This window comes from Ensifer sp. Root31, from assembly GCF_001424825.1.
Classification (GTDB): domain Bacteria; phylum Pseudomonadota; class Alphaproteobacteria; order Rhizobiales; family Rhizobiaceae; genus Ensifer; species Ensifer canadensis.
Window position 1 is genome coordinate 112805 of sequence record NZ_LMCO01000002.1, and the last position, 25515, is coordinate 138319.

23 protein-coding genes are annotated in these 25515 nt (G+C 60.9%); 11 read left to right on the forward strand and 12 right to left on the reverse strand.

Annotated elements, in window-relative coordinates; all coding sequences use genetic code 11:
* Positions 1 to 4 precede the first annotated feature (4 nt).
* The 6 genes from ASD00_RS03430 to ASD00_RS03455 all read right to left on the reverse strand — a co-directional run bounded on the left by ASD00_RS03430 (position 5) and on the right by ASD00_RS03455 (position 6995).
* Complete coding sequence (locus tag ASD00_RS03430; protein WP_057204667.1) at positions 5 to 1723, reverse strand: dihydroxyacetone kinase family protein; 1719 nt, start codon at positions 1721 to 1723, stop codon at positions 5 to 7.
* A 13-nt stretch (positions 1724 to 1736) separates the two neighbouring features.
* Positions 1737 to 2675: a sugar phosphate isomerase/epimerase family protein gene (locus tag ASD00_RS03435; RefSeq protein ID WP_025429082.1), complete on the reverse strand. Its 939-nt coding sequence runs from the start codon at positions 2673 to 2675 to the stop codon at positions 1737 to 1739.
* A 41-nt stretch (positions 2676 to 2716) separates the two neighbouring features.
* The gene (locus ASD00_RS03440; protein WP_057204669.1) at positions 2717 to 4255 is read right to left on the reverse strand and encodes a tripartite tricarboxylate transporter permease; all 1539 of its coding nucleotides are present in this window, start codon (positions 4253 to 4255) and stop codon (positions 2717 to 2719) included.
* Positions 4256 to 4290: 35 nt separating this feature from the next.
* A complete protein-coding gene (locus ASD00_RS03445) occupies positions 4291 to 4791 on the reverse strand; it encodes a tripartite tricarboxylate transporter TctB family protein (RefSeq protein ID WP_057204671.1) in 501 nt (166 codons plus the stop codon).
* A gap of 99 nt (positions 4792 to 4890) precedes the next feature.
* Positions 4891 to 5877, reverse strand: a complete 987-nt coding sequence (locus ASD00_RS03450) for a tripartite tricarboxylate transporter substrate binding protein (RefSeq protein ID WP_025429085.1) — start codon at positions 5875 to 5877, stop codon at positions 4891 to 4893.
* 74 nt (positions 5878 to 5951) lie between these two features.
* Positions 5952 to 6995 (reverse strand): 4-hydroxythreonine-4-phosphate dehydrogenase PdxA, encoded by a 1044-nt coding sequence (locus ASD00_RS03455; protein WP_057204673.1) that lies wholly within the window; start codon positions 6993 to 6995, stop codon positions 5952 to 5954.
* A 205-nt stretch (positions 6996 to 7200) separates the two neighbouring features.
* Between ASD00_RS03455 and ASD00_RS03460 the strand changes: the two genes are divergently transcribed.
* The gene (locus ASD00_RS03460) at positions 7201 to 7887 is read left to right on the forward strand and encodes a GntR family transcriptional regulator (RefSeq protein ID WP_025429087.1); all 687 of its coding nucleotides are present in this window, start codon (positions 7201 to 7203) and stop codon (positions 7885 to 7887) included.
* A gap of 199 nt (positions 7888 to 8086) precedes the next feature.
* Positions 8087 to 8440 (forward strand): hypothetical protein, encoded by a 354-nt coding sequence (locus tag ASD00_RS03465; RefSeq protein WP_025429088.1) that lies wholly within the window; start codon positions 8087 to 8089, stop codon positions 8438 to 8440.
* Positions 8441 to 8513: 73 nt separating this feature from the next.
* Here the strand turns inward: ASD00_RS03465 and ASD00_RS03470 are convergent, their stop codons facing one another.
* From ASD00_RS03470 to ASD00_RS03495, 5 genes are all read right to left on the reverse strand, one after another.
* Positions 8514 to 9230: an ABC transporter ATP-binding protein gene (locus ASD00_RS03470; protein ID WP_057204675.1), complete on the reverse strand. Its 717-nt coding sequence runs from the start codon at positions 9228 to 9230 to the stop codon at positions 8514 to 8516.
* A complete protein-coding gene (locus ASD00_RS03475) occupies positions 9211 to 9975 on the reverse strand; it encodes an ABC transporter ATP-binding protein (RefSeq protein ID WP_025429090.1) in 765 nt (254 codons plus the stop codon). Before ASD00_RS03475 ends, ASD00_RS03470 begins: the two co-directional genes overlap by 20 nt.
* Entirely contained in the window at positions 9975 to 10979 is a 1005-nt protein-coding gene (locus tag ASD00_RS03480) for a branched-chain amino acid ABC transporter permease (protein ID WP_107027535.1), read from the reverse strand. The genes ASD00_RS03475 and ASD00_RS03480 overlap by 1 nt, the downstream gene beginning before the upstream one ends.
* Positions 10976 to 11842 carry a branched-chain amino acid ABC transporter permease gene (locus tag ASD00_RS03485; protein ID WP_025429092.1) on the reverse strand — a complete coding sequence of 289 codons (867 nt, stop codon included), beginning with the start codon at positions 11840 to 11842 and terminating at the stop codon, positions 10976 to 10978. The genes ASD00_RS03480 and ASD00_RS03485 overlap by 4 nt, the downstream gene beginning before the upstream one ends.
* A gap of 391 nt (positions 11843 to 12233) precedes the next feature.
* Positions 12234 to 13406 carry an ABC transporter substrate-binding protein gene (locus ASD00_RS03495; RefSeq protein ID WP_057204677.1) on the reverse strand — a complete coding sequence of 391 codons (1173 nt, stop codon included), beginning with the start codon at positions 13404 to 13406 and terminating at the stop codon, positions 12234 to 12236.
* 760 nt (positions 13407 to 14166) lie between these two features.
* Here ASD00_RS03495 and ASD00_RS03500 point away from each other — a divergent pair.
* The 5 genes from ASD00_RS03500 (at position 14167) to ASD00_RS03520 (ending at position 19474) form a co-directional block, all read left to right on the forward strand.
* Positions 14167 to 15510, forward strand: a complete 1344-nt coding sequence (locus ASD00_RS03500; protein ID WP_057204679.1) for an extracellular solute-binding protein — start codon at positions 14167 to 14169, stop codon at positions 15508 to 15510.
* A gap of 74 nt (positions 15511 to 15584) precedes the next feature.
* Complete coding sequence (locus ASD00_RS03505; RefSeq protein WP_057204681.1) at positions 15585 to 16475, forward strand: sugar ABC transporter permease; 891 nt, start codon at positions 15585 to 15587, stop codon at positions 16473 to 16475.
* Positions 16476 to 16482: 7 nt separating this feature from the next.
* Positions 16483 to 17370 carry an ABC transporter permease subunit gene (locus ASD00_RS03510; protein WP_025429097.1) on the forward strand — a complete coding sequence of 296 codons (888 nt, stop codon included), beginning with the start codon at positions 16483 to 16485 and terminating at the stop codon, positions 17368 to 17370.
* Positions 17371 to 17411: 41 nt separating this feature from the next.
* Complete coding sequence (locus ASD00_RS03515) at positions 17412 to 18533, forward strand: sn-glycerol-3-phosphate import ATP-binding protein UgpC (RefSeq protein WP_057204684.1); 1122 nt, start codon at positions 17412 to 17414, stop codon at positions 18531 to 18533.
* Between the two features lie 26 nt (positions 18534 to 18559).
* On the forward strand, positions 18560 to 19474 hold the full coding sequence (locus ASD00_RS03520) for a TIM barrel protein (protein ID WP_057204686.1): 915 nt from the start codon (positions 18560 to 18562) through the stop codon (positions 19472 to 19474).
* Between the two features lie 226 nt (positions 19475 to 19700).
* Here the strand turns inward: ASD00_RS03520 and ASD00_RS03525 are convergent, their stop codons facing one another.
* The gene (locus ASD00_RS03525; protein ID WP_057204688.1) at positions 19701 to 20531 is read right to left on the reverse strand and encodes an alpha/beta hydrolase; all 831 of its coding nucleotides are present in this window, start codon (positions 20529 to 20531) and stop codon (positions 19701 to 19703) included.
* A gap of 326 nt (positions 20532 to 20857) precedes the next feature.
* Between ASD00_RS03525 and ASD00_RS03530 the strand changes: the two genes are divergently transcribed.
* The 4 genes from ASD00_RS03530 to ASD00_RS03545 all read left to right on the forward strand — a co-directional run bounded on the left by ASD00_RS03530 (position 20858) and on the right by ASD00_RS03545 (position 25511).
* A complete protein-coding gene (locus ASD00_RS03530) occupies positions 20858 to 22477 on the forward strand; it encodes a benzoate-CoA ligase family protein (RefSeq protein WP_057204690.1) in 1620 nt (539 codons plus the stop codon).
* Position 22478: 1 nt separating this feature from the next.
* A complete protein-coding gene (kynA, locus tag ASD00_RS03535; RefSeq protein WP_057204692.1) occupies positions 22479 to 23315 on the forward strand; it encodes a tryptophan 2,3-dioxygenase in 837 nt (278 codons plus the stop codon).
* Between the two features lie 42 nt (positions 23316 to 23357).
* Positions 23358 to 24497 carry an ABC transporter substrate-binding protein gene (locus ASD00_RS03540; RefSeq protein WP_025429103.1) on the forward strand — a complete coding sequence of 380 codons (1140 nt, stop codon included), beginning with the start codon at positions 23358 to 23360 and terminating at the stop codon, positions 24495 to 24497.
* 93 nt (positions 24498 to 24590) lie between these two features.
* Positions 24591 to 25511, forward strand: a complete 921-nt coding sequence (locus ASD00_RS03545; protein ID WP_156585445.1) for a branched-chain amino acid ABC transporter permease — start codon at positions 24591 to 24593, stop codon at positions 25509 to 25511.
* The last annotated feature ends 4 nt before the right edge of the window (positions 25512 to 25515 follow it).

The window sequence follows — 25515 nt, forward strand, 5'->3', positions numbered from 1 at the left end:
GTTATCAGGCGTCGACGGCTTCCTTCAGAAAGTCGGCGGCGACGCGGGCGGTGAGCGCCAGCGACACGGCGCCTGCATCCGGATGGCCGATGCTCTTTTCCGCAAGCGGCCGAGCACGGCCGAGTTTCGGCGTCAGGCTGGACGTGGCGTCAGCCGCATCGCTGGCAGCCTTGGCCGCCGCCTCCCAAGCCTTGCTCAACGACTTCAGGTTTTCAAATTCCCGCTCCAACGTGTCGACGAACGGCACGAGGGCGTCGACCAAGGTCTTGTCGCCGACGCGGGCGCGTCCGAGACGGGTGACGCCGTCGAGCGCGAGCCGCGCACCTTCGATGATGGCCGCATCCGCAGGCTTGTCGTTGTCGGAAAATGCATTGCTCCAGGAGCGAAGAAGCAGGCCCCAGATTGCACCCGACGTGCCGCCCGCGCGATCGGCCCAGGCATCGCCCGCAGCGGCAAGCACGCTGGCAGCACCCGCGCCGGCTGTCACCGCAGAATTCGCGGCCTCCTGAGCCGCCGCCGAACCGCGGCGCATGCCCTGGCCATGGTCGCCGTCGCCGGCAAAGGCGTCGATACGGCCGAGTTCGTCTTCAGCTTGCTTCAGGGCATCGGCAACCTTGCCGATCAACCGGGCAATGCACTTGCCGCTTTCCCTGGATGCCTGCGACGCAGGCGCGAAGGTCGCAGGACCATCCTCATCGGAAATCGTATCGGTCGCCGGCTCCGCGTTGATGATCGCGCCCTTGCGCAGCACCGGTGCATCGCATGGCGCACGCCAGTAGGTTTCAAGCTCTTCGTCGAGCCAGAGCAGCGACAGCGAGCAGCCCTGCATGTCCAGGCTGGTGACGAACTCGCCGCATTCCGGATCGACGATTTCGAGGCCAGCCGCCTTCAATTCCTTTTCGACGGCGATCCAAAGAACGAAAAGCTCTTCGTACTTGGTCGAGCCGAGGCCGTTCAGCACCGGCGCGACCTTTACCGTCCCGGCCGGACGCTCGGCCAGCAGTTTGCCGACAAGCAATTTCGCAAGCTCGGTGGCCGTTACGACCTTTTCTTCGCTGATGCCCGGCTCGCCGTGAATGCCAAGACCGAGCGCCATTTCGCCCTTCGGAACCGTGAAGAGCGGATGGTTCGCGCCCGGCAGGGTGCAGCCGCCGAAAGCGACCCCGAAAGAGACGGTGCGATCATTGGCAAGGCGGCTGACGCGCTCGACCTCGTCCAGCGACAGACCGGCTTCGGCCGCAGCGCCTGCAATCTTGAACACCACGAGATCGCCGGCGATGCCGCGGCGCTTAGGCGCCGTTTCAGCGGCGGCGCTGGCAACATCGTCAGTCACCGGCACGATGCGCACGTCGATGCCTTCGGCTCGAAGCCTCTCGGCGGCAACGCCGAAATTCAGCACGTCCCCGGCATAGTTTCCGAAACCGAGGAGAACGCCGCCGCCCTGGTCGGCATGACGGCAGACACGCGCAACGGCAGCGGTCGACGGCGAGGCAAAGACGTCGCCGGCGACGGCAGCATCAGCCATGCCCGGGCCGACATAACCTGCAAAGGCCGGATAATGGCCGGAGCCACCACCGATAACGACGGCGACCTTGCCCTTGGGCACCTTGGTCGAGCGCACGACGCCGCCCTTCACCAGGCGGACATTGCGGGCATAGATGGAGCTGAAGCCGGCGAGCGCGGTTACGGCGAAATCTTCCGGTGCGTCAAAGATCGTGGTCATCGCTACTTGTTCCTTAGTCGCGAGGCAGAATGCGCCTCAGATAGTCCCGATTGGTTGCGCTGACGGAAAGGCCATCGCCACCGTAATGCTCGCAGAGGAACGGGCTCTGGAACCCGTGCGAAAGCGCCATGCGAATGGCGGAACGGTAGTTGATCACACCGAACTCCAGCGGGGCTGGATGGGTGACGATCAGCCCCGACGTTTCGTCCTCGGTGCGGTTGTAATTCTTGACGTGCCAGTATTTGGCAAAGGGTGCAACCTTCGCCATCATTTCCTGCCAGTGCTCGACCGGACGATGCAGGCGGACCAGGTTGCCGAGGTCGGCGTTGATGCCGACATTCGCAAGACCGACGTCGGTAACGAAGCGCACGGCGCTGTCGGCCGAACCGATATAGGTGTCTTCGTACATCTCGAGCGCCAACTCGATGCCCAGCTCTTCGGCGTGGCTGCCGAGCTCGCGGATGCGCGAAACGCCCTTCTGCCAGATGGCTGCATCATCAGGGTTCTTGACGCCATCGACGGTCCAGAACCACAGCGCCTTCTTCTGTGCATCGGTCAACGGACCGAAGAACCCGAAGGAGACTGAACCTGCCCCGATGGCCGCAGCCGTATCGATCACCCGGTGACCATAGGCGAGATAGTCGTCACCATGAACAGGATCGATGACGCTGCGACGCGCAGTCGAGATCCCCGGCATGGTCAGGCCGAGATCGCGCGTCAATGCGACGAAGCTTTCGAGCCGTGCCGGTGACAAATCGGCAAGACGGATCCAGCTGTCGGTCGGGTCGAGTTCGGTGAAACCGGCATCGACGACGTCATCGAGCGTCAGTGCCCACTCCTCGACCGACTGGTCCTGAACCGAGCGGCCGTCTGCCAGCATGTTCGGATACTGGATCATGGCGGCAGCGATCGGCCAGGTGTCACGGTTCCATTTGCGCGGCGCGTTTGCCATGGCGTTTCCCCAATTTTTTGAAGTTTGGTGCGGCGGCTCCGTCAAGCCGCCGCGCTACCGTCGCCCGGCGATGTTGCATCATCGTCCTTGCGCTTGCGAACCAGGGCGATCAGTCCGAAGACGACAGGCGACAGCAGCATTGCCAGGCCAAGCGCCATCAACGACGAAACCAGCGCATTTGACCAGAAAATATTCAGCGATCCGCTCGACAGAAGCATCGACTGGCGGAAGGCATCCTCGGCCTTGTCGCCGAGCACCATGGCCAGAACCAGCGGCGCCAGCGGATAGTCGAGCTTCTTGAAGACGTAGCCCAGCACGCCGAAGCCGATGACCATGAAGATGTCGGAGACGGAATTTGCCACCTGATAGGCGCCGGAGAAGATGACGGCGACGATGATCGGGCCGATGATCGAGAACGGCACGCGCAGGATCGAGGCATAGAGCGGCACGGTGGCAAGCACCAGGATGACGGCGACGACATTGCCGAGATACATCGAGGCGATCAGGCCCCAGACGAAGTCGGGCCGGTCGGTAAACAGCATCGGACCGGGGGTCAGGCCCCAGATCATCAGGCCGCCCATCATGACGGCAGCCGTGGCCGAACCTGGAACGCCGAGCGCCAGCATCGGCAACAGTGCCGAGGTTCCGGCCGAATGGTCGGCGGTCTCGGGTGCTACGATGCCACGCGGGTCGCCCTTGCCGAACTTCGACTTGTCGCGCGCCGAACGACGGGCGACGCCATAGCTCATGAAGGAGGCTGCGGTCGGGCCGGCAGGCGTGATGCCCATCCAGATGCCGATGATGGTCGAGCGCGCGATCGTCAGCCAATAGCGCGGGATCTCGACCAGCGTACGGCCAATTTCGGCGAGCCTGACGCGCGCCTTGATGCCTTCGAAGCGCAGCCCCTCTTCCGTCGTCAGCAACAGTTCGCCGATGCCGAAGAGGCCCATGACGGCGATCAGGAAGCTGACGCCCTTGATCAGGGTCGGGATGTCGAAGGTCAGGCGCAGATCGCCGGAGATTGTGTCCATGCCGACCGATGCAAGCGCAAAACCAACCATCATCGACACGAGCGTCTTGAACGGCGATTGCGCCCCCATCGAGATGAAGCTTGCAAAGGCGAGGAAGTAGACCGCGAAATATTCGGGCGAGGAAAAGCGCAGCGCGAAATTCGCGACCCAGCCCGACAGGAGCGTGATCATCACGACGCCGGCAAGTGCGCCGATGCCGGCCGAGACGAAGGCCAGCGTCAAGGCGCGGCTCGCCTGGCCTGCCTTGGCCATCGGATAGCCGTCGAAGGTGGTTGCGACCGACGAGGGCTCGCCTGGAATATTGAACAGGATGGATGTCGTCGAGCCGCCGAACAGCGCTCCCCAATACATGCAGGAGAGCAGGATGATGGCGGAGATCGGATCCATGGAGAAGGTCAGCGGCAACAGCAGCGAGACGCCGTTGGGCGCGCCCAGGCCGGGCAGAACGCCGACCAGAATGCCGAGCGTGACGCCGACCATCATCAGCAGGATGTGATTCCAGCTGAGGATGTGGCCGAAGCCATCGATCAGAAGACCGATATTTTCCATGTCATTCCTCCCGGGGAAACTTTAAGCGGTCGGGATCAGTAGATCCCGAACCATGCCTCAACCGGCCCCTTCAAAAGCGGAACCTTGAAGCCGATCTCGAATACGATGAAGAAGAAGAGCGAAACGGTAACGCCCGCCGGCATTGCGATCCACCACTTGTAACGCCCCTGGAAGAGCATCGCGCCGGCGATATAAAGCGCCGTCCCGACATAGAGCCCGAGCCAGGCGGAGACGCCGGCAAAGGCGACAAGAGGCAAGAGGAATGAGGCAACGACGCGGGCGCGGGCACCGTCGATGAAGATGTCACCCGTGCCGCGATGCTTCACGAATGCACCGATCGCATTCGCAATGCTTCCCAGAATGATCAGAACGCCGATGTAGAATGGAAAGTAACCGGCCTCGGGGCCGAAATCGCTCCATCCGGCGCCGACATCGGAGGCGCCATAGCAGACGGCTGCGCCAAAGATACCAGTCAACGCCGCTACGCCAAGCTCCACCGCGAAGCGGGAGAGCCCATTCGCACTGTTCTCACTCATGATCGTGACCTTTCAAACCGGTTGACGGGCGCTCCCGTTAAGCGCGTCATACTTGACGCGCGGCGCTGTCGAGGCGCCCGTCCCGATATATCGCCTGTTTTAGTTGGCGAGCCAGCCTTCGCGCTTCAGAACTTCGCCGACTGCGGCGCCGTCCATTTCGATGGCGGCCTTGAAGTCGTCGCCAGCGATGTAAGCGGGAGACTGCGAGGTATCGGCAAGATACTTCGCCCACTCCGGCGTTTCGGAAACCTTGCGCATCAGGTCCGCATAGAACTTGACGGCATCGGGCTCCACGCCAGCCGGCAGCCAGACGGTGCGCGGCATGGAGTAGTTGTCGATGGCAATGCCCGTCTCCTTGCAGGTCGGGATGTCGCTCCAGCCCTTGTCGCCGGCAACCTTGGCGTCGTTCGTCAGCTTGACGCTCTTGAAGACGCAAAGCGGCTTGACCATGCCGGCCTGCCACTGGCCGAGGTTTTCACTCGGGTTGTTGACGTTGGCGTCGAGGTGTTCGCCGGCGAGCTGAACAGCCGCTTCGCCGCCGCTCTTGAACGGGATGTAGTTGATGGTCGCGCCGGTCGCCTCGTTGATCATCGAGGTGAGGATCTGGTCGACGTCCTTCGACTGGCTTCCGCCGATCTTCAAGCCGCCTTCCTTGGCCTTGGCAGCAAAGTCGGCAGCCGTTGCGTAAGATGCCTTGCCGTTGACCCAGAGAATGAATTCGTCGGAAGCAAGTGCTGCAACCGGCGTCAGGTCCTCGGCCTTGTAAGGCACCTTGGCGCGGACCGGCAGCAGGTAGGCATTGTTGGTGCCGAATGCCAGCTTGTAGGCGTCGCCCTTGTTGGTCGCCGTGTAGACGAAACCTTCAGCGCCGCCGGCGCTGCCCTTGTTGGTGACGACAACAGGCGCCTTCATCAGTTCGTACTTGCCGATGATCGCCTGGATCGTGCGGGCAAAGATGTCCGTGCCGCCGCCCGGGCCGGCTGTAACGACGAATTCAACCGGACGGTCCGGCTCGAAGGCCGATGCCGGAGCGGCGACGCCGAATGCGGCTGCCATGATGCATGCGAGTGAAACGGATTTCTTCATGTCTAATCCTCCCGTTGAGTGAGATGCGGCGCAAGACCTCCTCCTGCGCCGGTAGTGCTTGAAAGCGTGCGAAATCAGGCGGCGGCCGAAAGGGTAGCCTTTTTCTTCGCCATGCGAACGGCGAGCAGAAGCGCCTCGCGGCTTGCGCCGACATCGGCAATACCCTTGCCGGCAATGTCATAGGCCGTGCCGTGTGCGGGGGTGCAGAGCGGGAACGGCAGGCCGCCCATCATCGTCACGCCCTTGTCGAAACCCATGAGCTTCATCGCGATCTGACCCTGATCGTGGTACATGGTCAGGACGGCATTGAAGCCTTCCTTGAGTGCGCGCACGAAAACGGTGTCGGCCGGGAACGGGCCGTCGACGTTGTAGCCGAGCACCTTGGCCTTCTCGACCGCCGGCTCGATGATGTCGATCTCTTCCATGCCGAAGCTGCCGCCGTCGCCGGCATGCGGATTGAGGCCTGCAATCGCGATCTTCGCCTCCTCGTAGCCGGCTTCCTTGAGGCAGGCCTGGGTCAGTTCGACCTCGGCCAAAATGCCTTCGACCGAGAGATTATCGGCCACTTCCTTCAGCGGAATGTGCGAAGTGACGCGCGCATTCCAGACCTTTTCGAGGACGTTGAATTCGCGAACCTTGCCGGTGAAGCCGAGCACGTCGGCGACGAAACGGATTTCGTCGTCATAGCCGGGATAGGCAAAGCGCATGGCCTTCTTGTTGAAGGGCGTGAAGCACACGGCCTCGGCCTTGCCGGCGTGGGCAAGCTCCAGCGCGGTGCGGAAGTTGCGTGTTGCAAACGTGCCGCCGGCGAGCGTCGCTTCGCCGCGATCAACGTCTGCCGGATCGAGATGACCGAGATCGACGAATACGTGGCGGGCGGTTCCGGCCTTGTCGAGATCCCCAAGCGTCGAGGGTTCGAGATCAAGCGTCAGGCCGGCGGCCTTGGCGCCTTCGTCCAGAATGCGGCGATCGCCGATCGTGATGATGTGTGCGGCCTCGCGAATATCGGGAAGGGCCAGCAGCCGCGCGGTCAGCTCGGGGCTGATGCCGGCGGGATCGCCCATGGCAAGCGCGATGACAGGACGCGCGCCGTTACCGGCAGCACCATTGGTCGTCATGTGAGATGTCCTCCACTTCATGCTTTTCGCAGGCTGTCATACGTTATTCAAAATTCTGCATCAAGTCTTTTGTATTCTGTATGCAGCATTTTCTGTTGACGATGACGAGCCCTGTCTCCATGCTTCAATCAGATAGTGCTGATTCAATCGGCACGCACGGGGAACGGATGGCCGACACGCGGCCACCAAACGCAGAAGCAAAATGATGAACGAAATCACACCACTGGAGAGACGCGCCGACGGCGGCCCCGGCCCGATCAGGCGAACCGCTCTGCATGACACTCTTGTCAGCCACCTGCGCGACATGATCATCGAAGGTGACCTTTCGCCCGGCACGCGCCTGCATGAGGGCCAGCTCGGCGAGCAGCTCGGCGTGTCCCGTACGCCCTTGCGCGAAGCCATCAAGTACCTGGCGAGTGAGGGATTGGTCGAACTCGTGCCCAGTCGCGGCGCCGTCGTGAAGCGCTTCAGCGCCAAGGACGTGCACGACATGCTGACCGTGTTGCAGACGCTGGAGGAACTTGCGGGCAAGCTTGCCTGCGATGCGGCAAGCGACGCCGGCATTGCCGAAGTCCGCGCGCTACATGACGAAATGGTCCGTCGCTACAAGGTCGGCGACCGGCTGCAATACTACAAGCTCAACCAGCAGATTCACTCGGCGATCGTCCAGCTCGCCGAAAATGCGGCGCTCGCCGACATGCACAGCGTCTTGCAGACACGGCTGAAGCGCATCCGCTTCATCGGCCACGAAGGCCCGGAAAAATGGGCGGCCGCGGTTGCCGAGCATGACGAGATGATCGTTGCGCTCGAAGCCCGCGACAAGGCCAAGCTGTCCGAAGTGCTCGGCCGTCACCTGATGAACGCCTGGGAGCGCGTTCGCGCTTCGGTTTGAAGAAGCGTCGCAGTCGCGTTCTAAGCTAACGGGCTCTTTCTTGCCCTGGGTCCTATTCTCAGGATCGACCCCATATATTGAGCGGCCCCGCCCCGTCCGTCGCCCCACCCCATGTATGGCGGCGCCGAGATGACATGTCCGTGATCCAACTTGATGCGTATCCGGGATACGCATATTTTGGCGAGGAAGGGGATCGGCGATGGCGTCTCGAGACAGGATGAAAAGGCACCCTGAGCGTAGTGGCGCAGCTGACCTCGTTCGAGCGGAAGTGCTGGTTCCGCGCGATCGACGCAATGATATTGTCAGCGCCGCCGCAGGCATGCGCGAAGATCACAGAATGCGCAAGGATCGTTTAGCGGAATATCTCAAGCTGGCGGCCGAGCGTTATGGCTTGCGAATATTCGACAATATCGACGTCGAGAGGCTCGACGATGTCCCAAGTCGGTCACGGGTCGTAGCGAATGCGCTCATCGAAAGAGGCGACGCCAGAGCCTTTGCGATGGGAAGGAAGATGTTGTCCATACTTGACGACATTGAGACCCACGCCGTTTGACGCTTTCACTCCACGGCAGAGACAGCTCGGTCGCGCTCAAACCTTAGGGCCGCAAAAACTGCGCTCAATCGCTTCAGTGAAGTCCGCCGACGCCCAGCAATCGCTCGACGGCGTCGTGGTCGCTTGAAAGCGCCTGCGGCGTGCCTGCCCAGGCAATGCGTCCGCGCTCCAGCACGATGGCTTGATCGGCGAAATCGAGCGCGCTCTGGATGCGCTGCTCGACCAGTACGATGGTCATGTCGCCGGTCTTGGCGAGTTCGGCAAAGGCCTTCATTAGTTCCTCGCAGATCACCGGGGCGAGCCCCTCGAGCGGCTCATCCAGCAGCAGGACCGACGGACGACCGAGGATCGAGCGGGCCGTCGACAGCATCTGCTGCTCGCCGCCGGAAAGCTGGCTGCCGAGGTTTCGCCGCCGCTCGTGAAGCCGTGGAAACATGTCGTAGGCTTCCTGCAGCGCCGCCTTCGGCCGGCCCTTGAGGCCGACGAACAGGTTCTCCTCGACCGTTAGTGTCGGAAACACGCAACGCGCCTGTGGCACGAACCCTAAGCCCTTGCGAGCGCGTGACGCGCTTGGCAGTGCTGTCACGTCAGCATCACCCATGCGAATGCGCCCGTCATAGCGTTTCGTCTGGCCGGCAAGCGTCGCCAGCAGCGTGGTCTTGCCCATGCCGTTGCGGCCGAGAACGGCCAGGCGCGCGCCCGCTGGAACCGAGAACGAAATACCTTCGAGCACCCGCGTCGGCCCATAACCGGCGGACAGATTTTCCACCTCAAGCGGCGTGGCTGGCATTGGCATAGCTCCCCAGATAGGCTTCTCGCACCCGCGGATCCTGGGTGACATCAGACGGCGAACCGTCAAAGATAATGGCGCCAGCCGCCAGAACGACGACGCGCTTGGCAAAACGGAAGACCAGATCCATGTCGTGCTCGATCATCAGCACGGCCAGATCCGCCGGCAGGTCGGCGAGCGCCTGCTCGATGCGACCGGTATCGCTCTGCGGCACGCCGGCGGCCGGCTCGTCGAGCAGCAGCACCTTCGGCTTCAAGGCAAGCGCCACGGCGATTTCAAGCAGGCGCTGCTGGCCATAGGCGATCTCACTGACCTTGCGATGCATCAGTTCGCGAAGCCCGAGCTTGCCAAGCAGTTGCCCGACTTCATCCATCACATCAGGCATCGAGAGAAAATTGCCGAACAGACGACCGGAGCGGCCGTCACGCTGCAAAACGGCGAGCGCAACGTGCTCGGCCGGCGTCATATCGAGAAACAGGCGGGTGACCTGGAAGGAGCGCACCAGCCCTCTCTGCACCCGTCCGATGGCATCGATACGGGTGACCGTCTCGCCGCCAAGGCGAACCTCGCCGGAATCAGGGGCGAGATTGCCTGTCACCAGATTGACGAATGTCGTCTTGCCGGCGCCGTTCGGGCCGATCAGCGCCACACGGTCGCCCGGTGCCATACTGAGGCTTACGTCATTGGTGACTGCCAGGCCGCCGAAGGCGCGCTTGAGGTTGCGAACTTCAAAGATGGGCTGCATCATCTTGCCTCCCGGCGGCGGCCAACGAAGGCGGCTGCCGTCCCGTAAAGCCCCTTCGGCGCGAAGAGGACGACAGCAATCAGCAGAGCGCCGACCATCGTCAGCCAGTGGAACGGATTGGCGGCGGAAACGACGTCTTCGAAGAACATGAAGACAATGGTGCCCGTGAGCGCGCCGAACAGCGAACCGGTGCCTCCGAGAACAAGCATCACCAGGCTTTCGGCCGACATGGTGAATGAGAGGCTGTCGAGACCGACCACCTGCGTCGAGATGGCGTTGAGCGCACCGCCGACACCGGCGACGGCCCCGGAAATGACATACATCTTCATCAACGCGCCCTTGGGCGACGCCCCCATCGAGCGGATGCGGATGGGATCCTCCTTGATCGCCCGGCACAGCATGCCGAACGGCGAGCGCACGATCAGCCGCAGGACGGCGAAGACAAGCACCAGCAGCACGACGCCGAAGACGTAAGCCGTGCGTCCCCACAGGTCAAACTCGTAAAGACCGAGCAAAGCGCTCGGCGCGATGCCGGACAGGCCATCACTGCCGCCGGTCCAGGACGACGCCTTGTTGGCGAACTCATGGAAGAGGTGGATGAGGGCGATCGACAGCACCAATTGCGGCAGGCCGTGCGCGCGCAGGATCACCACGCCGCAAAGGAGGCCGGCAACGGCGCCGGCGGCGATGCCGAAGGCGAGCATCGCGAAGGGATCGTTGATGCCGTAATGCGCTGAGACGATCCCCGCGGCATAGGCACCGGCGCCGAACAGCGCCGCGTGCCCGAGCGTCGCCACCCCGCAATAGCCGGTGACGAGGTCAAGCGAGAGCACCAAAAGCGCAATTGCGATGATGCGCGTCAACAGCGCCAGGTTGTTGGGAAACAGGAAGTAGCCGACGATAGCGAGCGCCAGAATGACGCCGAGACCGATCAGGTCGCCGCCGCCGAAGCGGCGCTTGCCCGCCGTCTGTGCAATCAGGTCGTTGGTGGTGGTCATGGTCATCCCTTGGCTCTCCCGGCAAGTCCGCGCGGGAAGACGCAGATGATTGCGATGACGGCCAGATAGAAGAAGAATTCGCCGAACTCGGGCATCAGGTAGCGGCCGGTCGTGTCGATGCCGCCGAGCAGCAGGCAGGCGACAAGTGCGCCGGGGATCGAGCCCGCACCGCCGACCGACACGACGACCAGGAACGTCACCATGTAGCGCAGCGCATAATAGGGTTCGACCGGCAGAAGTTCGGCACCGACCACTCCACCGAAGGCGGCAAGGCCAACGGCAACCGCGAAACTCACGGCATAGACGATCTCGGTGCGCACGCCGAGTGCAGCGGCCATGGCGGCATTGTCGACCGAGGCCCGCAACTTGACGCCGAACGCCGTCCTTTCAATCGCGTACCAGAGGGCGATGGCTACGGCGAGGCCGCAAAGGATCGCAAAGAGCCGATGCGTGGCGATCGCGCGGAAACCGAGATCGACAGAGCCCTGCAGTTGCCCCGGCAGCGGCACGGTCTTCAGCGTCGGCCCGAAGACATAGTTGGCGATGCCGATGATGCAGAAGGTGATGCCGATCGTCATCAGCACCTGGGTCAGTTCCGGCGCCCCATAGATGCGACGATAGAGCAGACGCTCGATCGGGATGGCGATCACGATCGTGCCGAACACGGCAAGCACGATGGCAAATCCATAGGCAAGGCCGAGGTCGCGCGCCGCATAGGAGGCGATGTAACCGCCGATCATGGCAAATGCGCCATGCGCAAGGTTGACGACGCGCATCAGCCCCATGGTGACGGAAAGCCCGATGGAGATGACGAAGAGCACCATGCCATAGGCAAGGGCATCGATCGCGATGCTGAGGACTGTTTGCATGGGGCTATCCGATGCCTTTCGTTATCACTGACGGCTGAGCGGCGGGACGAGACGAACCCATCCCCGTCAAACAGCTGCACCCGCATGGTTCGTTTCCGCCTTCAACGGAGGCACCGAAACGCTCCATCTTTCCATTTCAGGTATTCCCGGATGGAAAAACGCATCGCGCCTTTCCAGGAAATGCGTCCCTATCTTAGGCATTCCCTGACGGAAAACCGCTTCGCACTTTTCCTGGAAATGCATCCCTATCTTTTGCATTCCCTTCACGGAAAACCGCTTCGCACTTTTCCTGGAAATGCTTTGGGGCGCCCGGATCGCTCTATTCGCCGGACGCCGGTGTTTTGCGGCCAATGTGGGCGGGGCTCAACGGGAACCCAAATTGCCCAAAAGCCTATTTCAGCGCCGCCAGACCGGGATCGCCCTGCTTCTCGAAGGTCTGAACTTCCTTGTTGTAGTAGGTGCCGTCATCAGCCTTGGTTACCTCGCGCAAATAGATATTCTGCGTGATGTGGCGCGATTCCGGATCGATGGAAACCGGGCCCCTCGGGCTCGTCCAGGAAAGACCCTTGACTGCATCGACGGCCTTCTGCGCGTCCTGCTCGCCGCCGGTCGCCTCGATCATCTTGTAAATCACATGCATGCCATCATAGGCGCCGACCGAGGGGAAGGAGAGTTCGGCCGGATTGCCGATGGCCTTTGCGGCCGCTTCGACAAAAGTCTTGTTTTCCGGACTGTCGTGCGAGACGGCGTAGTGGAACGTCGTCTGGATGCCGAGCGCCGCTTCGCCAAGCGCCGGCAGATCGGATTCCTGCGTCAGGTCGCCTGGAGCAAAGAACTTGATGCCGCCGCTCTTCAGGCCGTTTTCGTTATAGGCTTTGACGAAACCAAGCGTGGTCGGGCCCGACGGCAGGAAGGCGAAGACGCCTTCGGCACCAGAGTCCTTGATGCGCTGCATGATCGGCGAGAAGTCGTTGGTGGCAAGCGGCATGCGAATGGCTTCGACGACCTGTCCACCGGCCGCCTCAAAACCGGCCTTGAAGGCATGTTCAGCATCGACGCCCGGGCCGTAGTCGCTGACCACCGAGATGACCTTGGAGACGCCCGCATCCTTCGCCACCTTGGCGATCGGCGTCGAGGTCTGCCAGGTGGTAAACGAGGTACGCACCACCAGCGGGCTTTTGGTCACGATCGCCGACGTCGCCGCGTTCATGATCACCAGCGGCACGTTGGCCTGTTCCAGAAGCGGCGTGACGGCCATTGCATCGGGGGTGAAATAGAAGCCGGCCAGATACTGCACGCCTTCCTTGACAACCAGTTCCTGGGCAAGCGCCTTGGACTGCGCCGGATCGGCCTGCGGCACGTCGCGATAGATGATCTCGATATCATCGTCGCCGACCTTGCTGCCGTTCAATGCCATATAGGCGTCGATGCCAGCCTTGAAGTTCTTGCCCTGCAGCGCGAAGGGACCGGAAAAGGGTCCAACGACGCCAATCTTGATCGTGTCCGCATAGGCAGCACCACTCAAGGCCAAGGCCGCAAGCGCGGCCAGAATTGTCCGTTTCATATTTCCTCCCTGTGGCACCGTCCACTCCCGCTGCGGGCCGTCATCGCAAAGCAATTCGATTTTGATGTCTGTCAGTTTGCCATGCGAAACGGTGATGCAAAAATGAAATATGGGGTGGAAATCATAATTCAACAGTTATGTTTTGTCTTGGTTTTCGGTGAGCGTTTAACTATGGCACTAGCACCGGAGACCTGGGTCCAAAGCGTGTTGAACAAAGCGCTGCCCGGCGAAGACAGAGATTTAGCGCTTAACCCAAGGTGCGTACCGATTCCTCCCGGCACCGGCAGAATCTCGCCGCGTGACCAACCTTTGAATTCGAGATCTTCGGTGCGGAATACTTCTCAGGGAGCGCACTTCCACGCATGAATTCACGCAGGAAATTCGTGCTGCGGCGAAGCGAGCGCAGCTTCTACGCGATCCTGCAATAGCAGCGGTGACTTCCAGCTCCACGAGGAGAGCGATGGTCGATAGCGCACCATCTGGCGCAGCGATCAACTGGTTCGCGTTCGCAGATCGGTTCAATCAAAAAAATTGAACACTTCATTCGTTCGCACAAACTTTGGTTTGGCGGCAGTCGTTCCGACCACCTGGGAAGAAGCCTAACGCCAATGCGCGCTCGGCCGTTCATAATACCGTAATCGAACTTTCATCGTTTCATCATTCGATTTGGCAGGGAATGTCACACTCAACTGTTAGCAAGCGCTCCGGCTCATTCGTGTCGCCGATTTTGGTGACCGCCATTCTGCAAGGAGCGTTTGCAATGAGAGACTCCGCCACCACGTTCGCACTTATCAGCCTGATGGCAACCGCCGCGTTTGGCCCTTCACCAGCAGCAGCTGAAACGACGAAATTCGAATTCTGGTACGGTCTTTCGGGTGATCTTGGAGAGCGGGTTCAGGAAGCGTGCAAGAAGTTCAACGATAGCCAGCCCGAATTCGAAATCGTCTGCACCACGCAAAACGGATACGACACGACCCTGCAAAACACTATTGCGGCATACCGCGCCAAAAAACAGCCCGCGATCACGCAGATCTACGATGCCGGCACCCTGGACATGATGCTGTCCGGCGCGTTCGTGCCGGCCAAGAAGCTGATGGCCGACAACGGCTATACGATCGATTGGAACAATTATTTCGGCGGCATCGCCAACTATTATGCGACCGCTGGGGGCGAACTGAATTCCTTCCCCTTCAATTCCTCGACTGCAATGTTCTATTACAACGTCGATGCGTTCCAGAAGGCCGGCGTGGACTTCAAGCCCGACACCTGGGAACAGGTCGAGGAAGCGGCCCGCAAGCTGAAGGCCGCCGGCTTCGAATGCCCGCTCGCTTTCAACTTCGACACATGGCCGCTCATGGAGCAGTTTTCGGCCATTCATAACCAGCCGATCGCCACCAAGGCGAATGGTTACCAGGGGCTGGATGCCGAACTCGTCGTCAACAAGACCAAGTTCGTCGATCACGTGATGTTCTTCAAGAAAATGGCAGACGAGAAGCTCTTCGTCGTCAAGACCAAGCAGCTTGGCATGGATACCGTCCCTGCCTTCACGTCCCAGACCTGCCAGATGATACAGACCTCGATCGCCGACCATGGCACCATCGGCAAGTCCCTTCCCGAGGGCGTGAAGTGGGATGTCGCCATGTTGCCGGTATGGAAAGGCACAGAGCGTCAGAATTCGCTGGTCGGCGGCGCATCCCTTTGGGTGCTGGCTGGCCGTCCGGAAGCGGAATACAAGGGTGCAGCAGCATTCCTCAACTACATCGCGACACCGGAAATGGCCGAGTGGTGGTCGACGGTGACGGGATACATTCCGGTAACGAAGACCGGTTTCGACGCGATGAAGTCCAACGGCTTCTACGACAAGGCGCCCTACAAGGGGCGTGAATTTGCCATCCAGAGCCTCTCGTTCACGCCGACGTCGGAAAATACCCGTGGCATTCGCCTGGGCGGCTTCACTCAGATCCGCAAGGAATTCGCAACGGCCCTCGAAGCGATCTTCATGCAGAATGCAGACGTGCAGGCCGAGCTCGACAAGACGGTCGAACGTGGCAACGCAGTGCTGCGTCGCTTCGAGAAAACCTACGCCGGTCAGACGCTGAACTAAAATCTGATCCGTCGGGAGCCTGCCTGAGCGATGGCAGGCTCCCATACCTGTTCTTACGCACGGAATTTGCACACATGGACAAGCGCGCGGCCTTTCGTAGCTGGTGGCTGCCCAGCCTATTCGCCCTGCCGCAGATCATCCTGATCCTGTTCTTTTTCTACTGGCCGGCGGTCGCGGTGTTGCGCTGGGCATTCACGCTCGAACCGCCCTTCGGTGGAACTGCGGAATTCGTCGGACTTGCCAATTTCAAGGAAGTGTTCGCCGACCCGCTCTACTGGAATTCCGTTGGGGTCAGCCTGGCGTTCGCCCTTTGTGGCACCTTGGCTACGATCTTTATCGGCCTTGTTCTTGCCCTGGCGGTTGACCGCCAGCTACCGGGTTCCGCGCCCTTCAGGTTCCTCTACATCCTGCCTTACGCGATTGCGGGACCTGCTGCCGGCATGGCCTTCCGTTTCATCCTGTCGCCAGAGCGCGGGCTGATGGCATCGGTCAACGCCGCCTTTCCGGACTTCTGGAACCCAGCCAAGTATGGCAGCCATGCCCTTATTCTCGTCATCGTCGTGTTTGCCTGGAAATGGGCGGGCTACACTTTCATCTTCCTTCTCGCAGGTCTGCAGTCTGTCCCGCGGTCGCTCATCGAGGCTGCAGCGATGGACGGCTGCGGCCCGATACGCCGCGCGCTCGACATCCAGATACCGATGCTTGCGCCCACGCTTTTCTTCCTGCTCGTGATCATGATGACCGAAGGTTTCGTCGGTGCGGACACTTACGGCATCGTCGCGCGTACGACGGATGGCGGCCCGAACCACGGCACGGATGTGATGGTCTTCCGCATCGTCGAGGAGGCGTTCCGTGGACTGAACTACTCCGGCGCGTCGGCCCAGAGCCTCGTGCTCATCGGCCTCATCATGATCTTCACCTTTATCCAGTTCCGCTTCATCGAGCGCCAGGTCCATTACAAGTGAGGCAGTCATGATTCAGCGGACCCCTTTCGCAAACGCCCTCACCTATGGCGTGATGATCTTCGGCTTCCTCCTGCTGATAGGTCCCTTCATCGTCATCGTGTCGGGCGCGAGCCAAACGTTTCAGCAGGTCAACGCCATACCCTTCAGTTTCCTGCCGCAGGATCGCCTGTTTGAGAATATGAGCGCCGCCTGGACGCGGGCGAACCTCGGGACGGCGATGTTGAACAGCTTCGTGATGGCCAGCCTCGTGACTGTCGGGAAGGTCGCACTGTCAGCGTTGACTGCCTTTGCCATCGTATTCTTCCGAACCCCGCTGAAGGGCTTCTTTTTCTGGATGGTGTTCATCACGTTGATGCTGCCGCTTGAGGTGCGTGTCGTGCCCACCTACGCAGTCGCTGCCGATTTGTTTCAGCCCGTACGGCTTCTCATCTCCGCTGCGACTGGTTTCGAGGTGTCCCTCGACTGGAACCTTCTCAACTCCTACGCCGGTCTCACGCTGCCGCTAATCGCAACGGCCACCGGAACATTCCTTTACCGCCAATTCTACCTAACTCTACCCGATGAACTGGCCGAGGCCGCGCGAATGGACGGGTCGGGCCCGGTCCGTTTTTTTATCGATATGCTCTTGCCGCTCTCGCGCACCAACATGCTCGCTCTGACCACGATCATGTTCGTCTACGGCTGGAACCAGTATCTCTGGCCGCTCCTGATGGTGACGGACCCTGCCTATAAGACCACGATGATGTCGCTGGTCGCACTCCTGCCGGCCGACAACGGCACGCCGGATTGGAATGTGACGCTCGCCGGATCGCTGATCATCATGCTGCCCCCATTGGTCGTCGTTGCCGTCTTGCAGCGCTGGTTCGTACGGGGCCTGGTGGCCACCGAAAAATGAAACCGCTTCCCCCATCTGCAGAATAAAAGAGGTCCTCGTTCATGGCTGACATCGCAATTCGCGCCGTGCGTAAATCTTACGGCAAGACCCCCACCTTGCATGGCATCGACCTTGTTTTTGCGTCGGGAGAATTCGTGGTGATCCTCGGCCCATCAGGCTGTGGCAAATCCACACTTCTCAGGATGATCGCGGGACTGGAGGAAATCACCGCGGGTGAGATCGCCATCAACGGACGGGTCGTTAACAGGCTTGAACCGCGCGAACGCGGTTGCGCCATGGTGTTTCAGAATTACGCCCTCTATCCGCACATGACGGTCGCGGGAAACATCGGCTATGCCCTGAAAGTCGCTGGCGTACCAAAGGCAGAGCGCCTTCGCCGCATCGAGGAGACCGCCAAGATCGTCGGGCTCGCCGACTATCTCGATCGCAAACCCGCGGCCCTCTCCGGTGGCCAGCGGCAACGGGTTGCCATGGCGCGCGCGATCATCCGCGAACCGAACGTATTCCTTTTCGACGAACCGTTGTCGAATCTCGATGCCAAGCTTCGTGTCACCATGCGCGCCGAGATCCGCAAGCTCCATCAGCGCCTGTCGGCAACGTCCGTTTTCGTCACGCATGATCAGGTAGAAGCGATGACTCTCGCAGACAAGCTGGTCGTCATGAACAAGGGCGTCGTCGAACAGGTGGGCCAGCCGCTTGACATCTACCACCGCCCAGCAAGCATTTTCGTCGCCTCCTTCATCGGTTCGCCGGCGATGAACCTGTTTGACGCTCACATCAACGTCGATGACGCCTGCCTTGCGTTCAGCGGCACGAAGATGCCGATCGACAGGGCTCTTGCCACACGCTTGGGTGAAAGACGTGTGACCGTGGGCATTCGTCCGGAACAGTGTGTTGTTGCCACTGGGGCAAGAGGCATCTCGATGAAAGTGGACTTTGTAGAAGAGCTCGGAGCTGGCCGCGTCATCCACTCGGAATTGGATGGCCAGCCCTTTGCAGCCTGTGTCGATGAAGAGACGTACGTAAGGCCTGGCGACCGGATCGCGCTGGAACTGCCGCTTGCACATTTGCATTTGTTCGACCGAGAGACTGGTCGGCGTATCGAGCTTGAAGTCGAGCCTCGCAGTGGCCGCAATGCGCGGCAGGTGCTCGAAGCAGTCTGATCATCGCAACATCGAAGGAGATGGAAATGAACGAGTTCATATCCGCTATTGGCTTTTGCAACCGGACGGGCAAGGGAGATCTGTCGAGCCTTGACGCTTCTTTGCGCGAAATCGCCGATACGGGCGCGGATGCCTGCGAGATCGGGATCTATGGCGAGGAGATCATCAGCCGAGGTCGCCTCATCGAGGATCGGCTCCAGCGCGTCGCCGACATCACGCGCAAGTACCGTTTCAAGAAGCTTTCGCTGCACGGTCAGATCGTATCCAACTTCATGGATCGCCAGCATCACGATTTGCAGAAGAAGGTCGTGAGAGCGATGCTCGAGCTGTGCGATCGGCTCGGCGCGGGAATCCTTGTCCATCACTCCGGCGCGGCGCAGCTTGCCGCCGGAGAGAGCGCCGCTGATCTCGACAAGATGGAACGCGACGCACTCGCAGAGATGTCGGATATCGCAAAAGGATATGGGGTACGCATCGCGCTTGAAAACATTTTCACGACGGAAACGGGACAGTATCGGCAAACACCGAGCCAGGTCGCCGAAACAGTCCGTTCGATCGGCTCCGACAACGTCGTTGCGCTTATCGACTTCTCGCATGCCTACATCGAGGCCACGCATCGCGGGCTGGATTTTCGCGAGCAATTGCGGGCAATGGCACCGGTGGCAGGCCACCTGCATGTTCACGACAGTTTTGGGCTGCCCTACTCCATGAACCGCTTCTATCATCCAGCTGAGGCGACGGCACTAGGCATCGGAGATTTGCATCTGCCAATTGGTTGGGGCGATATTCCTTGGGATGACATCTTCGCCGAACTGATCTTCCTTCCAGACACGGCATTAATCATGGAAATAAACGCCGAGCGTTTTGCCGATCAGCAACCTGCGAGCCTGGAACGGGCAAGGCGTTTGGCTACCGTGGTGGGCCTTCGATCAGCTGCCTGACGAAGTTCCGGATAGCGCGTTACCATCCATGTTGATTGGTTGTCCGGCCGCACATGTGCGGCGGGACAACTGCACCATCCCTAGAAGCGCGTTCGTCAGACGGCCCGTTTGATCGCTATTACGAACCGATACAGACCGACGCACGGCGGAACTCAATCCGGCACGCCGGCGCTTTCCGGGGCGCAGTTTCTGACTTGGCAGTGATCAGAAAGCGATACTGCTCCGCTCACTCCGAAAGCAGCACCCGCGTGAGGGCGTGTCCGACGTCGGCGAGGCCGTCGATAACGTTGAAATGATGTTTGTCCGGTTCCGCGGTCGCGGCCGTTGTTGCACCCAGTCCGGTCCAGATATTGGCCAGCAGAGCGCTCTGGCGCAAGAACTCGGCCCGTTCGCCGCCCCCGACCCAGCAGGTGATGCGGGCATTTGCCATGGGGCGCAGCAGAGCCGGGCTTTCCGAAAGCGCCTCGCTCTCGTCGATCGCAAGCCTCTCGTTCATCGTGGTTGCCATGATCGGACGCAGGTCATGAACGCCCGAGATCGAGACGACGTTTCGAATCCGCTGCTGTACATGCGGCGCCAGCGGCGCGGTCGTCGTGATCATCCGGCTGACGAGATGCCCTCCGGCCGAATGCCCGGTCAAATTCAGCGGCCCATCGACCAGCTTCGAGGCCTCGCCGATGGCCGCAGCTACCTCTTCGACGATCCCAGCGATGCGAATTTCGGGGCAAAGCGTGTACGAGGGGATGGCGACGGCGTAGCCGCTGGCAACAGCGCCGGCGGCCAAATGCGACCAAAAGCTCTTATCGAGTTGCAGCCAGTATCCACCATGCACGAAGACGACAAGGCCCTTGGCTGAGCCATCAGGGAAAAACAGGTCCATGCGGTTTCTCGTCCGCTCGCCATAGCGGAGGTCGAGTTTTGCACGCCCCGCTGCCCGAAGGGCACTGCGAAAGGCTTCGGCTGGCTTGACCCAGGCTTCCGGCCATAGGTCGCCACGAGCGATATTCGAGCCATTCGCATAGGCGTCGTCCCAATCGGTAATGCGGCGTTCCAGCATCGATTTAATCCTCCTAGTTTTCTCCTCAGGCGTAGCAATCGCCTGCCAGACCGGTAAACACAATGCCATCATCCAAAAAAAACTTTAGGCTTGAAATAGTTTTTGAGCGGTGCGATGCTGCCCCATGTTCAGCCGAGAAGTGGAGGTCTCGCTGTGCCTATCACGATCATTGGAGTCGTCTCAGCGACGACGCGCTTCATCGGCAACGATCCGGCGACGCCCGCAACCGGTTTGCACGGCCGGGCTCCGCACGAACGCAAGAATTATAGCCGGCTTTAAAAATGCCTGAGCAACAGGCAGGAACGGAACAGGGGATTAGCCGCCACATGCTTGGACCGACTTCACACGTCGATACGTTTACCCGTGACCATCTGCCTCCGCCGGAAGAATGGCCAGACTTCCTTCTCGAAGGCTTCGACTATCCGGACCACCTCAACGCCGCCGTCGAACTGACCGACGCCATGGTCGCCAAGGGCTTTGGCGACCACACCGCCCTGATCGGCAACGGTCGTCGGCGAACGTACAAGGAACTTTCCGACTGGACGAACAGGCTGGCCCATGCGCTTGTCGAGAATTACGGCGTCAGACCCGGCAACCGCGTGCTCATACGCTCCGCCAACAACCCCGCCATGGTCGCCTGTTGGTTGGCGGCCACCAAGGCCGGCGCCGTCGTCGTCAACACGATGCCGATGCTCAGAGCCGGCGAGTTGACCAAGATCATCGACAAGGCCGAGATCAGCCTGGCGCTCTGTGACACACGTCTGATGGACGAGATGATCGCCTGCGCAAAGGATAGCCACCACCTGAAACAGGTCGTCAGCTTCGACGGGACCGCAAACCACGACGCTGAACTTGACCGGATTGCACTCGACAAATCCGTCCTCTTCGAGGCGGTGCACACCGGTCGGGACGACGTGGCGCTTCTCGGTTTCACCTCGGGCACGACCGGGATCCCGAAGGCAACCATGCACTTCCATCGCGATCTGATGATGATCGCAGACGGCTACGCCAGTGAAGTCCTAGGGGTCACACCCGACGATATCTTTGTCGGCTCGCCTCCACTTGCATTCACCTTCGGCCTCGGTGGCCTTGCGATCTTTCCCTTACGCTTCGGGGCGGCAGCAACGCTTCTTGAGCACGCGACGCCCGCGAACATGGTGGAGATTATCGAGAAATACAAAGCAACGATCTCGTTCACCGCCCCTACCGCCTATCGGGCGATGATGAAGGCGATGGACAACGGCGCGGACCTTTCGTCCCTGCGGGTTGCAATTTCGGCCGGCGAGACACTGCCGGGCCCCGTCTTCGAGGAATGGACGAACAAGACTGGCAAGCCGATCCTCGATGGGATCGGCGCGACAGAGATGCTGCACATCTTCATTTCCAACCGGTTCGAGGACCGCAAGGCCGCCTCGACCGGGAAGCCCGTCGGTGGCTACGAAGCACGGATCGTCAACGACGAGATGCAGGAAGTTCCTCGCGGCACGATCGGCAAGCTTGCAGTGCGCGGCCCGACCGGCTGCCGCTACATGGCCGATCCGCGCCAGCGTGACTATGTCCGCGATGGCTGGAATCTCACGGGTGACGCCTTCTATCAGGATGAGGACGACTTCTTCCATTTCGCCGCCCGATCCGACGACATGATCATAACCGCGGGCTACAACATCGCCGGCCCAGAAGTCGAAGCGGCCTTGATCTCGCATCCGGAAGTCGTTGAGTGTGCCGTCGTCGGTGCACCCGACGCCGAGCGCGGCGAGATCGTCGAGGCCTATGTCGTGCTGTCGGCCGGCGTGTCGGCAGACGAGGCGACGATCAAGCGCTTGCAGGATCACGTGAAGGCGACGATCGCGCCCTACAAATATCCACGGTCGGTAAAATTCCTGGACAGCCTGCCGAAGACAGCCACGGGCAAGATCCAGCGGTTCCGATTGCGGTTGGAGAACTGAAATGAGCGAACCATACGATCCTTCCAAGGAAGGCGCCCAGATGTCGTTTAAGGGGCGCATGTCCTACAGCGACTACCTCATGCTGGAGAAAGTGCTGGACGCACAGGAGCCGCTCTCAAAGGCTCATGACGAGATGCTGTTCATCATTCAGCATCAGACGTCTGAACTCTGGATGAAACTCGCGCTGCACGAGATCAACGCGGCTGTCCGGTCGATCCGTGAAGACCGGCTGGAACCCGCCTTCAAGATGCTGACGCGCGTGGCGCGCATCTTCGAACAGTTGAACAGCGCCTGGGACGTGCTTCGCACGATGACGCCCAGCGAATACACGCAGTTCCGCGAGTCTCTGGGGCAGTCATCCGGCTTCCAGTCGTGGCAATACCGGGCGATCGAGTTCCTCGCCGGCAATCGCAACGTCGCCATGCTCGGACCACACACGCATCGTCCCGAGATCCTTAAAAAGCTGGAAGCGATCTTAGCCGCACCGTCGCTCTATGACGAGGCGATCCGGCTCCTGTCTCGCAAAGGGTTCGATGTCGGCGAGGAAGCAGACAGGACGGATTGGCGCGAAACGCGCACGGAAAGCGACAAGGTCTTTGCGGCCTGGCAGACGGTCTACCGCGATCCCGAGCGCTACTGGATGCTCTATGAGCTCGCCGAGAAGCTGGTCGATTTCGAGGATTACTTCCGTCGATGGCGCTTCAACCACGTCACGACGGTGGAGCGCATCATCGGCATGAAACGCGGAACCGGGGGAACATCCGGCGCGTCCTACCTCAAGAAGATGCTCGAGGTGGAACTCTTCCCAGAGCTCTGGCATGTGCGCACAGGTCTCTGATAGAACACAACTCAAAAGGGAACCTACTAGGAGGAGAACAGCATGAACCGCATTCTGGCAGCGAGCGTTTTTGGCCTCGTGCTTGCGACGTCGAGCCTTGCCTACGCCGAGCCGGTGAAAATCGGCGTCATCACCACGCTTTCGGGCGGCGGCGCCGGTCTCGGCATCGACATGCGCGACGCATTCACGCTTGCGATCAAGCAATCGGGCAACAAGGACGTCGAGCTGGTGATCGAAGACGATGCCCAGAAGCCGGAACTTGCGGTGCAGATCGCCGAAAAGATGATCCAGGGCGACAAGGTCGACCTGATGACAGGGATCATCTGGTCGAACCTCGCCATGGCCGTCGTTCCGAACGCGGTAGCACAGGACGTGATCTATCTCTCGCCCAATGCCGGCCCTTCGGCGCTTGCCGGTGCGAACTGCAACCCGAACTATTTCAACGTCGCCTATCAGAACGACAACTTCCATGAGGCGATGGGACAATACGCCAACAAAGACTACAAGAACGCCTTTGTCCTGGCGCCCAACTATCCGGCCGGGAAGGACGCGCTGACCGGCTTCAAGCGCTACTACAAGGGCGACCTTGCCGGCGAGATCTATACCCAGGTCGGCCAGACGGACTATGCCGCAGAGATCGCCCAGATCCGCGCCTCCGGTGCCGATAGCGTCTATTTCTTCCTGCCCGGCGGCATGGGCATCGCTTTCATGAAGCAATATGCCCAGTCGGGCGTCGGCATCCCGGTTATGGGGCCCGGGTTCTCCTTTAGCCAGGACGTTCTGCCGGCGATCGGCGACGCGGCCCTTGGCGTCAAGAACTCGGCGACCTGGTCCAAGGATCTCGACAACGAAGCCAACAAGAAATTCGTCGAAGCCTTCAAGGCCGAGTACAAGCGCCTGCCCTCGATCTACGCGGCGCAGAGCTGGGATACGGCGAACCTGATCCTCGCAGCGCTTTCAAAGGCGAGCGTCAAGGACAAGGACGCCTTCCGTGCGGCGCTCAAGGCAGCGGATTTCAAGTCCGTGCGCGGCGAGTTCGCCTTCAACAACAACAACCACCCGATCCAGAACATCTACGTTCGCGAGGTGGTGAAGGAAGATGACGGCGTTCTGACCAACAAGATCATCGCGACTGCCTTCGAGCATCACAAGGATGCCTACGCCGAGAAGTGCGGGATGTAAGACTTGCACCTGTCGTCGCCCGGGTGCTCGGCTTTCATGCTGACATCCGGTCGATGATCCATGCGCCCCTCACACCAAGCTTGGACCGGTCTCTTGTTCACCGCACTCCTGATCGAACAACTGCTCAACGGGCTCCAGCTCGGCGTGATGCTGTTTCTGATGGCCGCCGGCCTGACGCTGATTTTCGGCGTCATGGGTCTGATCAATCTCGCCCATGGCTCGCTCTACATGATCGGCGCCTTCGCCTGCGCCACCGTCGCAGCCGCGACCGGCTCCTTCTGGCTGGGGCTGATCGCCAGCCTCACGGCCGCCGCCGGCGTCGGTGCGATCATCGAGGTCGCCGTCATCCGCAGGCTCTACGACCGTGATCATCTCGATCAGGTGCTTGCCACCTTCGCGCTGATCCTGATCCTGTCCGAAGGTGCGCGCTGGATTTTCGGCTCGTTCCCGCTCTATCTCGATATACCGCCCCTGCTTCAGGGCGCTGTGCCGCTCCCTGGCGGCGGTCAGTATCAGCTCTATCGCCTGGCGATCATCGGCGTCGGCATCGCGGTGGCCGTCGGCCTTTATCTGCTGATCTCCAGGACCCGGCTCGGCATGCGCATCCGGGCGGGCGAGTCGGACCGCGAGATGATCGCAGCGCTCGGCGTCGATATAGCCACGCTTTACACAGTCGTCTTTGCGCTCGGCGCAGCCCTTGCAGGCCTTGCCGGCGCCTTGGTCGGGGCGCTGCAGTCGGTGCAGGTCGGAATGGGCGAACCGGTGCTTATCCTCGCCTTCGTCGTCATCGTCATCGGCGGCATAGGCTCCATCAAGGGTGCGCTCGTCGGCGCTGTGATCGTCGGGGTCGTCGATACCATGGGCCGCTTCCTGCTGCCCTCGCTGCTGGCTTTGACCATGCCCGCATCGCAGGCAACCACGATCGGGGCGGCGCTGGCCTCGATGCTGATCTATGTCGTCATGGCCCTCATCCTCGCCTTCAGGCCGAGCGGCCTGTTTGCCGCGCAGTCGTGAGGTC